This window comes from Rhodoferax sp., from assembly GCF_034519335.1.
GTDB lineage: Bacteria > Pseudomonadota > Gammaproteobacteria > Burkholderiales > Burkholderiaceae_C > Allorhodoferax.
Genome location: NZ_JAXHOL010000021.1, coordinates 54,582 through 66,952, shown reverse-complemented (window position 1 = coordinate 66,952; position 12,371 = coordinate 54,582). Strand labels below are relative to the sequence as shown.

Annotated in this window: 9 protein-coding genes and 2 pseudogenes; 5 read left to right on the top strand and 6 right to left on the bottom strand. The window is 63.2% G+C overall.

Annotated elements, in window-relative coordinates:
- Positions 1-8 precede the first annotated feature (8 nt).
- A complete protein-coding gene (locus U5O12_RS08965; protein ID WP_322578301.1) occupies positions 9-794 on the top strand; it encodes a substrate-binding periplasmic protein in 786 nt (261 codons plus the stop codon).
- 25 nt (positions 795-819) lie between these two features.
- On the opposite strand, the pseudogene dnaG reads toward U5O12_RS08965, so the two are convergent.
- Positions 820-2,839: pseudogene (gene dnaG, locus U5O12_RS08960) on the bottom strand (DNA primase).
- 163 nt (positions 2,840-3,002) lie between these two features.
- Positions 3,003-4,839: pseudogene (locus U5O12_RS08955) on the bottom strand (gamma-glutamyltransferase family protein).
- Between the two features lie 121 nt (positions 4,840-4,960).
- Here U5O12_RS08955 and U5O12_RS08950 point away from each other — a divergent pair.
- Positions 4,961-5,953, top strand: a complete 993-nt coding sequence (locus U5O12_RS08950) for an IS30 family transposase (protein ID WP_322578300.1) — start codon at positions 4,961-4,963, stop codon at positions 5,951-5,953.
- Positions 5,954-6,017: 64 nt separating this feature from the next.
- On the opposite strand, the gene U5O12_RS08945 is transcribed toward U5O12_RS08950, so the two are convergent.
- Positions 6,018-6,596 (bottom strand): peroxidase-related enzyme, encoded by a 579-nt coding sequence (locus tag U5O12_RS08945; protein WP_322578299.1) that lies wholly within the window; start codon positions 6,594-6,596, stop codon positions 6,018-6,020.
- A gap of 265 nt (positions 6,597-6,861) precedes the next feature.
- On the opposite strand from U5O12_RS08945, the gene U5O12_RS08940 reads away from it, so the two are divergent.
- Positions 6,862-7,269: a carboxymuconolactone decarboxylase family protein gene (locus U5O12_RS08940; RefSeq protein WP_322578298.1), complete on the top strand. Its 408-nt coding sequence runs from the start codon at positions 6,862-6,864 to the stop codon at positions 7,267-7,269.
- A 42-nt stretch (positions 7,270-7,311) separates the two neighbouring features.
- On the opposite strand, the gene U5O12_RS08935 is transcribed toward U5O12_RS08940, so the two are convergent.
- The 3 genes from U5O12_RS08935 to U5O12_RS08925 all read right to left on the bottom strand — a co-directional run bounded on the left by U5O12_RS08935 (position 7,312) and on the right by U5O12_RS08925 (position 10,450).
- A complete protein-coding gene (locus U5O12_RS08935; RefSeq protein ID WP_322578297.1) occupies positions 7,312-9,009 on the bottom strand; it encodes a flotillin family protein in 1,698 nt (565 codons plus the stop codon).
- Between the two features lie 44 nt (positions 9,010-9,053).
- Positions 9,054-9,665 (bottom strand): OB-fold-containig protein, encoded by a 612-nt coding sequence (locus tag U5O12_RS08930; protein ID WP_322578296.1) that lies wholly within the window; start codon positions 9,663-9,665, stop codon positions 9,054-9,056.
- Positions 9,666-9,826: 161 nt separating this feature from the next.
- On the bottom strand, positions 9,827-10,450 hold the full coding sequence (locus U5O12_RS08925; RefSeq protein ID WP_322578295.1) for a LysE family translocator: 624 nt from the start codon (positions 10,448-10,450) through the stop codon (positions 9,827-9,829).
- 173 nt (positions 10,451-10,623) lie between these two features.
- Between U5O12_RS08925 and U5O12_RS08920 the strand changes: the two genes are divergently transcribed.
- Together U5O12_RS08920 and U5O12_RS08915 are read left to right on the top strand one after the other, a co-directional pair.
- On the top strand, positions 10,624-11,154 hold the full coding sequence (locus tag U5O12_RS08920) for a molybdopterin-dependent oxidoreductase (protein ID WP_322578294.1): 531 nt from the start codon (positions 10,624-10,626) through the stop codon (positions 11,152-11,154).
- A gap of 30 nt (positions 11,155-11,184) precedes the next feature.
- A complete protein-coding gene (locus tag U5O12_RS08915; RefSeq protein WP_322578293.1) occupies positions 11,185-12,369 on the top strand; it encodes a hypothetical protein in 1,185 nt (394 codons plus the stop codon).
- The last annotated feature ends 2 nt before the right edge of the window (positions 12,370-12,371 follow it).

The window sequence follows — 12,371 nt, the reverse complement described above, 5'->3', positions numbered from 1 at the left end:
GTTTGCAAATGTTTTTATTCAATGGTGTTGTGCTGGTTGTGGCCTTGTTGGCAGGTGGGCCGTGGGCTTTTGCACAATCCCAGCCGCCCGTATTGCAAGCTTTGACAGAGTCATTGCCGCCGCTGAATTACGAGAACGACGGCAAGATCACTGGGTTTGCCAGCGAGCTGCTGGACCTGATGGCAGCTGAGGCCGGAATTACCCTGCAAAAACAGCTACTGCCCTGGGTGCGGGCTTACGACCGCGCTACCAAACCGGGGGATACGGTGTTGTACTCGCTGGTGCGCACGCCGGAGCGCGAGTCGCTGTTTCGGTGGGTAGGACCGATCGGGTCGCGGCGTATTTCTCTTTACAAGTGGTCAGATCGCCAAGATATCCAGCTTAAATCGTTGGAGGACGCCCGGGCCTATCGCATTGGCACCACGCTGGAGTCCGCTGCGACCAAAAATCTCATCAAGCAGGGTTTTGTGCCTATGCCACTTGATGGCGCTGCTTCCGGGCTCGAACTGGGGGTTAATGACGAGCAGAACATGCGCAAGTTCATCGCCAAGCGCTTTGACCTGCTGGTGTCTCTGGACTGGGCTGCGGCCTACAACGCCAAAAATGCCGGTATGGACCCCGCACAACTGGTTCCTGCCTTGGTGCTGGATGAGAGTTTGAGCTATTGGTATGGCCTGAACCTCGCGGTCGACCCCGAGGTGGCCAAACGACTCAATGCTGCTTTGCAGAAGGTGCGCAACGACGGGCGCTACACCCAACTGCGACAAAAGTACCTGCTCAAGGCCAGTAAGTAGTACCGCTCGCAGGCACTGAGAGTGCTCAGCCCGCGGCTGCCGCGTTGGGCTGCACCGCCAGCTCCAGCTGCTTGCGGCGCAGCTGCAGTTCCCGGTAGCGCTGCAGGGCGCTGGCATCGTGGCTGGCGGCTGCAATGGCCTCAGTTTCCAGTTCCTTGATGCGGTCAATCAACATGCGGTTGAGCAGGTCACGCAGCTCGGGGCCGGATTCGGCCAGCGGCTCGGTCGACACTGTGGGGCCGGCCATGAGGCGCAGCGCCAGGTCTTCTGCCGGATGACCCACGATGGCATCGCGCAGGGTGCCGCGTGATACCGGGCCATGTTCGTGCAGCTGGCCCTCCAGCCAAACAAACAAATCCCCATGGGGTGAGGGCAGCTCACACAACAAACCATGGTCTTCGCTGGTCAGCACTTCCCACAGCTCGCTGTGGCTCAGCAAAATGCGGGCGGCGTGGTCGGCCCGGCTGTCGATCTTGGCGCGCGGGCCACTGGGGCGGGGTTCGCGCGCGCCAAAGCGGCTGCCACCTTTGCCTTCCCACTTACCCTCCCATTTGCCACTGCGTGGCGTCCAGCCGTCTTTCTTCCAGTCGCTTTTCTTCTTCCACTCTTCTTGGGGAATCCAGGGCTCCGATGGTTCCTCGTAGGCATAGTGGCCGTCGTCGGGCGGACCGTCGTAGGAGGGCGCCGGGGCCGAAGCGGCTTTGCGGCGCTGCGGCTCAGTCGCCGGCTTGCCGCCCGTACTGGCCCACAGCGCGCCCAGTTCTGCACTGCTGAGCTGCACCAGGCTGGCGATTTCGGCCAGCAGCTGCAGCTTGAGCGCGCCATCAGGCAGCTGCATCCACAGTGGCTTGGCGTTGCTGGACATATGGGCACGGCCCTCGGCCGTACTCAGGTCGCAGCCCTCCTGGGCGGCTTCTACCAAAAAGCGGCTCAGCGGCGTGGCCTTGGACACGTAGTCGGCAAAGGCCTCCTTGCCGTGGGCGCGGATGAAGCTGTCGGGGTCGTGCTCGGCAGGCAGGAACAGGAACTTGATGCTGCGCACATCGGTGGCAAAGGGCAGGGCGCCGTCCAGCGCCTTGCGTGCGGCGCGTCGGCCTGCAGCGTCGCCGTCGAAGCTGAACACCACGGCGTCGGTAAAGCGGAACAGCTTTTGCACATGCTCGTTGGTGCAGGCCGTACCCAGTGTGGCCACAGCATTGGGAAAGCCCAGCTGCGCCAGCGCCACCACGTCCATGTAGCCTTCGGTCACCAGCACATAGCCAAACTCGCGCAGGGAACTGCGCGCCTCGAACAGGCCATAGAGCTCGCGGCCCTTGCTAAACACCGGCGTTTCCGGGGAGTTGAGGTACTTGGGCTTTTCGTCGCCCAGCACGCGGCCGCCAAAGCCGATGCACTCGCCTTTGATGTTGCGGATCGGGAACATCACGCGGTCGCGGAAGCGGTCGTAGCGCTTTTCCTCGCCACCGTTTTCGGCTTCGTGCAGGATGACCAGGCCGCTCTCGATGAGCAGCGGGTCGTCGTATTGCGGGAAGATGCTGGCGAGGCTGCGCCAGCCTTCGGGCGCGTAGCCCAGGCCGAATTGCTTGGCGATTTCGCCCGGACAGGCCCCGGCCCTTCAGGTACTCGATGGCCCGCGGCGACTCTTTGAGGCCGCGCTTGTAGGCGTCGCCGGCTTTTTCCAGCACGCTGGTCAGGGTGTTCTGTTTCTGGCGTTGTTCCTGCGCGCGGGCACGGTCCTGCGGGCTGCCTTCTTCCTCGGGTATCACCATGCCGTACTGGCCGGCCAGGTCCTTCACCGCTTCGATGAAGGTCATGCCCGCGTGGTCCATCAGGAAGCTGATGGCATTGCCATTCTTGCCGCAGCCAAAGCAGTGGTAGAACTGTTTGGTGGGGCTGACCGAGAACGAGGGCGACTTCTCGCCATGGAAGGGGCACAGCCCCATGAAATTGGCGCCGCCCTTCTTGAGCTGCACATAGCGGCCCACAATCTCCACCACGTCCGTGCGCGCAAGCAGTTCCTGGATGAAGGTTTGAGGGATGGCCATGGAAGGATTGTAGGAAGCTATGGTTTATATAGCTGCCCGGGCATATTCCACGGGGGCCCGGCGCGGAATGGCCGGAACGGTTCTGGAACTGCTATGGTTTATATAGCTATTCGCGCATATTCCATGGGGTCTAGGTGCCAATTTGGCATCTAACTGTACCGGTTCAGTCGCCCAGCACCACACCCTCACGGCGCGGGTCGGCGCCACCAAAATAGCCGTCCGGCGTGCGCTGGATGGCCTGCAGTCCACTGGGCATGGGGATTTCCACCACCGTGTGGCCACGCGCCTTCAGGGCCGATACGGTTGCCGCAGCAAAGCGTTTTTCTTCCAGCAGCGTGGGGCCGTTCAGCGAGGCGAAGTTGGGCAGGTCAATCGCCTGCTGGGTGTTCAGGCCCCAGTGCAGCACGCCGTACAGCGTCTTGGCCGTGAAGTGGATGATGAGCGCGCCGCCTGGGCTGCCGCCGCTCATCACCAACTGGCCGGTGGCTTTGTCAAACACCAGTGTGGGCGACATGCTGGAGCGTGGGCGCTTGCCGGGCTCCACGCGGTTGGCAATCGGTAGGCTGTCTGCCCCGGTGGGCACAAAGCTGAAATCGGTGAGCTGGTTGTTCAGCAAAAAGCCGCCGACCAGACCCACACCGCGGTTCACCATTTGGCGCGAGCCCCAAGCGTCTTCGATGGTGGTGGTCATGGCCAGCGCGTTGCCATAGGCGTCCACCACCGAGATGTGTGAGGTGCCGTACTCCACCTGATGGGGCATGGGCGCGTGGGCCAGGGGCGCGGCGCCCGGGTTGCCGGGCGTTGCCGCTTTCATGCTCTGGCCTGTGGGGCTGGCATCAATCGCTTGGGCGCGGCGGGCCAGGTAGCTTGGTGCCAGCATGCTCTGCCAACTGCCTGCAGGCGGCTGCACAAAGGCCGGGTCGGCCACAAACTGCGCGCGGTCGGCAAAGGCCAGGCGGGAGGCTTCGGTGTAAAGGTGCAACCAGTCGGCGCTGGGCAGGCCTTGCGCCAGAGGCATGCGGTCTGCGGGTGTGTGGTCCAGCAACTTGAGGATCTGCCCAATGGCAAGGGCCCCAGAGCTGGGGGGCGGCATGCCGCAGATGCGGTAGTCCCGCGCCGTGGCAGGGACGGCGTAGTCAAAGCACAGCGGCTCGCGCACCAGCGGCTGGTAGCGGGCCAGGTCTTGGGTGCTGAGCGTTCCGGGGTTGCTGGGGTGGCCGTGCACCTTGCGGGCGATGGCCTGCGCCACCTCGCCTTGCAGCAAGGCTGCAGGCCCCTGGTCGGCAATGCCTTGCAGCACGGCAGCCAGCTCCGGGTTGCGCAGCACATGGCCGGCGGGCCAGGGCTTGCCAGCCGTATCGTAAAAATAGGTGGCGGCCACCGGGTCTTTTTTCAGGTGCGGCTCGCTGGCCAGCAGCGTGGCCATGCGCGGGCTGATGGCAAAACCCTGGGTGGCCAATGTGATGGCCGGCGTGAACAGCTGAGCCCAGGGCAGGCGCCCGTGTTGCTGGTGGGCCTGGGCCAGCATGGCTACGGCACCCGGCACGCCGACCGAGCGGCCACCCACCACGGCATCTGCAAATTTGAGGGGCTGGCCGCTGTCGTCCAGAAAGAGCCTCGGTGTGGCGCCCGCAGGCGCGGTCTCGCGGCCGTCAAAGGCCTGCGTGCGTCTTGCCATCAAAGTGCAGCAGAAATGCGCCGCCGCCAATGCCGCTGCTTTGTGGCTCCACCAAGGCCAGCACCATTTGCACCGCAATGGCCGCGTCCACCGCGCTGCCACCGGCGCGCAGCACCTGCTGTCCGGCGTCGGTGGCCAGCGGGTTGGCAGCGGCCACTGCGTATCTGCGCGTAGCCCAGCCGGGTTTGGCGGTGTTGCCACTGGCACCTTCGGGTTGAACTGGCACCGCGTAGTGCAAGGCCCGGGGGGCGCTGGCGCAGCCCGCCAGTGTGACAGCCAGCAGCGCCGCGCTGCACAGGGTGCGGAGGGGTATGGGGAATATGGTGTTTTTAAGCAAAATCTTGATTTCCAAGTCGAATTGCGACACCTCTGAGCGCAGTACGAAGGGCTGAGGATGGAGTGAATTGGTTAGCCTTTTGGTTCCTACACCGACAGGTTTGCCAATGACCCACAACCACCTCAGCCCAAGTGAACGCTACCAGATTCAAGCCTGGCTTGAACTTGATTTGACTAAATGCCAGATCGCCCTGCGCTTGGGCCGTCACCGCAGCACCATCTACCGCGAACTTCAACGATGCGAAGGTGCCTACAACGCCCAACGCGCCCAGAGTCATCGCAGTGGCTGCGCCCTACGCTGTGCCGCCAATGCTCCACGCTACACCCCTGCAGTGTGGAAGCATGTGCGCAAAGCAATGACCCAGTCTTACTGGTCGCCTCAGCAGATTGCAGGGCGCGCGCAGTTCACAGCATCCTTGGCACCGGCTTGCAGTAGTCCTGACATGCCCAGCATGCAGACCATTTATGCATGGGCTGCCCGGGTGTGGCCCAAGCGAGATGATCGACCTCTGCGGCGTGCCCGTCCCAACCGTCGGTGCAAGACAGGGCCTCTGAGCGTGTTCGGCTGGGCTCGCTCGGTGCAACCCATCGCTCAACGCCCGCTCCAGGTGCGCCAGCGCCTGCAGGTGGGGCATTGGGAGATAGACACCATGATGGGCATGCGCGGGGGTTACAAGGCCCGCTTGCTGGTGTGCGTGGAGCGCAGTAGCCGATACACCAGGCTGGTCTTGCTAGATAACGGATTGCCAGAAACGACTGCGGTTGCAGTGCACCAACGTCTGTTGGGTGATGCGCGCTGGCCGGTTTTGAGCATCACCACTGACCGGGGTAGTGAGTTCGCCAAGTTACACACAGTGGTTGAGCACGAGCGTTTGTACGTGTGTGATGCGCAGCGGCCCAATCAGCGTGGTACCAATGAGAACACCATAGGACTGATACGCCAGTTCATCCCAAAGGGCGAGCCATTGAGTCTGCAAACGCCAGCTTCAATTGCCCGCATTGAGCGTTTGCTCAACTCAAGACCGCGCGCCTGTTTGGGCTTCAAAACCCCTGCTGAGGTACTCTCGGGCCTGCGCAACCAATGTCGCGATTCGAACTAGAAATCAAGAAATAGGCCTCTAGCGCTTATGGAATATGCGCGAGCAGCTACTAAAGTAATAGCGCCTACTTGGCTTTGGGCAAGCGGCCCAGCAGGTAGAACTCGGGGTTGGGCATCATGCTGGTCACATTGGCCATGCGGTTGCTCAGGCCAAAGAACGCGGTGATGCCGGCGATGTCCCAGATGTCTTCGTCGTCAAAACCGTGGGCGTGCAGCGCGACAAAGTCGGCATCTTCCACCGTGTGGCTCTCCAGGCAAACCTTCATCGCAAAGTCCAGCATCGCGCGTTGGCGCGGTGTGATGTCGGCCTTGCGGTAGTTCACCGCCACCTGATCCGCCACCAGCGGCTTCTTCTCGTAAATGCGCAAGATAGCCCCGTGCGCTACCACGCAATACAGGCACTGATTGGCGGCGCTGGTGGTCGTGATGATCATCTCGCGCTCGCCTTTGGTCAGGCTGCTGCCTTCGCGCAGCATGAGTGCATCGTGGTAGGCAAAGAAGGCGCGCCATTCGGCCGGGCGGCGGGCAAAGGCCAGGAACACATTGGGCACAAAGCCCGACTTTTCCTGCACCTCCAGAATCTTGGCGCGGATGTCTTCGGGCAGGGTGTTCAGGTCGGGCAGGGGGTAGCGCGGGGTGGCCATGGGTGTCTCCTGTTTTTGTAAAAGCTATCGCTGTCATTCGTTCAATTGAATGTACATGCGGGGCGCAGATTCCTACCATTCATCCTACTGCGAACCTTCTCGCGCAACCGGAGCAATCACATGGCATCAATTCAGAAAACCCTCGGTCTCTCCATTTGGAGCAGTGGCCTGCTGGTCACCTTGGCCAATCTGGCGCAGTGGCACGGCGGCTGATGCCGCAGCTACCATCACGGGCATTGCCACCTCTGCCCTGATGGAGCCTCCCATGCCGCTGGACCCCGACCGTTTGCCCCTCTCCACCCAACCCGAGGCCTTTGACAAGGGCTTGGCCATGCGCACCCAGGTGATGGGGGAGGCGTTTGTGGAGGCTGCCTTTGCCAATGCCACGCCATTCACCGCGCCGATTCAGGAGCACATCACCCGTGCGGCGTGGGGCGATGTGTGGCAGCGCCCGGGGCTAGACTTGAAAACCCGCAGTCTGATCACCGTGGCCATGCTGACCGCGCTGGGCAAACAAAACGAATTGAAGGGCCATCTGCGCGGCGCGCTGAACAACGGCGCGACGGCGGCCGAGATTCAAGAGGTGCTGCTGCACGCCGCGGTGTACTGCGGCGTGCCCACATCTGTGGAGGCATTTCGCACCGCCAACGAGGTCGTTGGCGGCCAAGTCTGAGCCTGGGCCTGGGCCTCGGCAAAGGGCTTTGCGCCCCAGCCTTTAGTTGGCGCTGGGTTCCGCCGCTGCTTCTTGGGCCACGAACGACGAGGTGAGGGCGCCGGCCAGCAGCTGCGACATGTCGCCCCCGCTCTTCAGGCCCACTTCTCCCAACAACGCATCCACCACCGGCGCATTGGTGCGGTAGCGCAAGGCACTGGCTACCACCTGGTCGCTCAGGCCACCACCGGACGCACCACCCTGTGCATCGTTGGCTGAGTTGCCGCCGCTGGAACCCGACAAACCGCCCACTTCGGCAATACGGATGGAGTCGATGTTGAGCAGCGGCTTCACGCTTTGTTCCACGATGGCGGGCAGCGCCGCCAACACGGCCAGGCGCACCTGCAGGGCAATCTGCTCGGCGGACAGTTCGTTTTGCGCCTGGTTCTTTTTCACCAGCGCTTCTGCGGTGGCGTTGCCTTCGGCAATCGTGCCCTCGGCGCGCAGCACCGAGGCATCGCGCTCGCCCTGGGCGTCCATGCGGGCGGCTTCGGCCTTGTGGGTGGCGGCTTCTTTTTCGGCTTCGGCGGCCACCACCAGGCTGATGGCAGACTCCTTGGCCTTCTCTTCGGCGCGCACCACGGTCACTTGTTTGTTGCGGTTGGCCACTTCCACCTGGCGGGCGGTTTCCACCGCTTCTTCGGCGGCCACGGCCTTGGCGCGCGCCTCGTCGGCCAGGGCCTTGGCGGCGGCTTCGTCCTTGGACTTGTTGGCCACCAAAATGTTTTGTTCCTGGCCACGCATGGTCACGGCGGCCTTGGCCTGCACATTGGCCTCTTCGGTGACGCGGTTGGCCTCGATGCGGTTGGTCTGGATTTCGCGGTCGGCCGCAATCTTGGCGGACTCCGCATCCTTGCGGGCCGAGGCCTCGGTAGCGGCAATGGCCGACTGCTGGTTGGCGGTCAGCGTGGCAATGTCCTGCTCAGTGTTCAGGCGCACCTCTTCGGTCTGCTTGCGCAGGGACTGTTGCAGGCGCGTGGCCTCCAGGTTTTTGGTCTCGATGGCGACTGCGGTGTCCTGCTCAATGTCGTTCACATTCTTGCGGCGCGCTTCGGTCTCGCGCGTCAGCACCAGCAGACCTTCGGCGTCAAAGGCGTTGGACGGATCGAAGAATTGCTTCTGGGTCTGGTTCAGGGCGGTCAGGGACACACTCTCCAGCTCCAGGCCGTTTTTGGCAATGTCCTCGGCCACCACCTGCTGCACCTGTTGCACAAACTGGGCGCGCTGGGCGTTCAGGTCGTACATGGGCATCTTCACGGCCACGGCGCGCAGCGCGTCCACAAACTTGGCTTCCACCTGGGCCTTGAGCTCGGGCGGGGCCATGGTCAGGCGGCCCAGGGTTTGGGCGGCGTTGGCAACCGACTCTTCATCGGCCTTCACCCGCACGTAAAACTCCACCTTCACGTCCACGCGCAGGCGGTCCGCGGTGATCAGGGATTCGCGGCCTTGTTTGTCCACCTCCAGGCGCAGCGTGCGCATATTGACCTCCACAATCTCGTGGATACCGGGGATGACAAACGCGCCGCCGTTGAGCACCACCTTCTGGCTGCCCGCGCCCGTGCGCACAAAGGCTTTTTCTTTGCTGGAGAGGGTGTAGAACTTCAGGCCCACAAAACCCAGCGTGGCGATGATCAGCACGGCGCCCAGAATGGTGCCAACGATGCTGAAAAGGGGGCTCAGGGCGCCCAGAATCTCGTTCATATCTCAGTTCTCTTTCTTGGTAGTGATAGGTGCAAGGCGGGTGTTTATTTGCTGACCCGGTACAGCGCAATAGAGACACGCTCGGCCACTGTGAGTACCTCGCCCGCGGTGTAGGTCACATCGGGCAGAGTGGGTTCCACCATCAAGGTGTGGGTGGCGCCATAGCGGTCGGTAAAGCTGGCGGCACCGGCATAGCCCTGGCTCGCTTGCGGGCTGTTCAAGGTGACACGCTGGCCAATAAAGCTGGCGGGCGACACCGCAGAGCTGTGCACCAGCTTGAGCCCAGACAGGGCCTTGCCCATGCTGCGCACCGCTGCCACAGCCCCCAGCAGCGAGAGGCCCACCACCAGCCAATTGGGCAGCGGCAGGCCCAGTGCGTGGGTCATTACGCCCTGCAACAACAGACCGCAGATGCCAAAACTCGCCAGCAAGCTGCAGATCACGATCAGCATAGGCAGCTCTTTGACCAGCAGCCAGTTGGTGAAGCTGGAGTCCGGCAGGGATTGGATGTCGATCAGTGAATCCAGCAGGTCCGACAAACCCGAGCCGGCCATGGCCGTAAGCGTCACCTCCACGGTCAGGATCACGATGACGGCCAACAGGGCACCAGTGAATGGCACATAGGCCGGCGAGAGGAGAAGGGCAAGGCTGTCCATGGGAACTCGGTGAAGTGGGTGGCTACGGGGCGGCGGGCGAGGGCATTCTGTCGCGCTTTGCAGGGGGCGTCATCCCCCAAACGGGTGATTTGAGACAAATATGGACAAGAAGCCCGTGGAATATGCGCAAGCAGCTATCTTTTATGGAGCAAAAGTGTTGTTTATCCGCGCGTTTCGCGCGCGGTCGCAGCCAGCAGGCCCAGCCCCATCGTGCCCAGCAAGACCCCGGCCACGCGGTTGGCGCCGGTTTTTCCACGCGCGTAGGCTTGGCGCACCCGCTGGCGGGAGAACAAGTACGCCAGCAATGTGTGCCAGAGCAAGGCGTTGCACACAATCATCACCACCGCGGCGGCTTGCAGCGTGTGGCTGGGCGCGTGGGGAAAGGACGCTGCAAACACGCTGCCAAAAAACAGCGCCGATTTGGGGTTGGTGATGTTGGTCAGAAAGCCCCGGCGAAACGCCGCCCAGCCCGACATGCTGGCGCCCGCACCGCCCAGCTCAGGGCCGCTGGCACGCCACAGGCGGCTGGCCACCCACAGCAAATACACGCCACCCACCACCTGCAGCCCCAGGCGCAGACTGGGGAAGGCGCTGAACACCGCATTCACCCCCAGAACGGCCGATGCTGACCAGATCGCCGCGCCCACCGTGATGCCCAGCGCTGCCCGCATGGCGTTGGCCTTGTGGTCGCTGGCTGCCAGCTGCGACACCAGCAGCACATTGGCGCCGGGGCTCATCATGGCCGCAACGTGAAGGACCCAGATGGTGGCAAGGGTGGTGAGCATGGGTTTCCTGCAAAAAGAATGCTGCGCCAGCGTGGCGCGGTGGCAGCACTCTACACCGGGGGTGCCCAGATCAGGTGCCCGAACGGCGGCGCGTGTGATATACACGGGCATGCCCTTTGCTTTTGCACGTTTGTCCCGTGTAGCACCTGCGAAGCGGCATTCAGGGGAACACCATGAAATCTGTCAAGAGCATGTACAAGGCCGCAGTTTCTTTCACCATCGCCGGATTGCTGGGCTTTTGTCTGGCCCAGGCGCCTGCGGCATGGGCGCTGGACGTGCCCACCGAGCCGGTGGTACTCACCGTGTCAGGGCAGGTCAGCATCACCAATGCGGGCAAGACTGCGGTCTTCAGCATGGCCATGCTCGCCAAGCTGCCCCAGCGTACCGTGGTCACCAAATCGCCCTGGTACCCGGCGGGTGCCGAATTCACCGGGCCGCTGCTGCGCGACGTACTGGCCGCCGCCGGTGCCAAGGGCAACAAGATCGTGGCGGTGGCCCTCAATGACTACAAAACCGACATTCCGTTTGATGACGCCACCCAGCACGACGTGATTCTGGCCCGGCTGATGAATGGCAAGCCCATGCCGGTGCGCGAGAAGGGGCCACTGTTTGTGGTCTACCCGCTGGATGCCAAGCCCGAACTCCAGTCGCAGATCTACTACAACCGCTCGGCCTGGCAGCTGGCACGACTCATCGTGCAGTAAGGCCGCCCTACATAGAAGCGAGGGCGGCGAATGAAGCACAGCAAGTGGCTGATGGCGCTGATCATGGCGGGCCTGGCAGGCCTGTACCTGGCCATTGGGGTGGTGCAATACCGCCAGGACGAGAGCCTCAAGCGCGTGACGCTCAAGAGTGACCGTGAGGCGTTGTGGACCTTCTTCCAACTGGAGAGCGAGTACCTGCGTTTTGGCAACGCGCTGACCCAGCGCGTCTTGTCGCCCGAGAGCATCACCATGGAGCAGCTGCAGCTGCGCTATGAAATTTTTGTCAGCCGCACCAGTGCGCTGGAACGCACCGATATGCAGGGCCTGATCCATGACCAGCAGCTGCTCCAGGACGCTCTGGCCTCGCTCAAGGCCTTCATGGCACTGGCCGACCGCACCTTGGGCAATGCCGATGCCCGGCGCATGCCCGACCCCGCTGGCCTGCTAGAGCTGAAAGAACGGCTGGACGCCCTGAAAGACCCCATCCGGGACCTGACGGTGGAGGCCGGGCAGTCTTCGGCCCTGACGGTGGATGCGCGCACCGCGGAGGTCCAGACGCATCTCACCACCAATGCGGCGCTGACGGGATTCCTGTGTGGACTCACCCTCCTGTTCGCCTTGGCCACCTGGCGCCAGAACCGCCAGCGCATTGCGGCGCAGGCCGAGTCCATGCGCAGCCAGATGGAGTTGGCCGGTGCTGCTGCCCGACTGGAAAAAGATGCGGCCTTGCGCGCGGCCGAGGAGCAGCTGCGCGAAATCACCGAGGCCTTGCCGCTGGCGATTTTTCGGGCCCGTCGCGGTACCGATGGGCGCCTGAGCTTCACCTACTTCAGCCACCAGATCGAAGCCCTGTGGGGCGTGGTGCCGCAAGCCATCGTGGCTGACACGGCGGCCTTCTTCAGCCGCGTGCATGTGGATGACAGCCGCCAGCTGCAGGCCTTCGGAGCGGCCGCCGCCCAGACGCTGGAGCCCTGCAACCTGGACATGCGGGTGGGCGAGCCGGGCGGCACCCCGCACTGGGTCAACCTGGCCGCCACGCCCAAGCGCGAGGTGGATGGCAGCACCCTGTGGACCGGCTTTGTGCGCAGCATTGACGAGCTCAAGCAACGCGACGAGGAGCGCAAGGCCATGGAAGCCCACCTGGCTGCCCAGGCCAGTTTCCAGAGCGCGCTGGTGGACACCATTCCGTATCCCGTGTTTCTACAAAGGGGCTGACG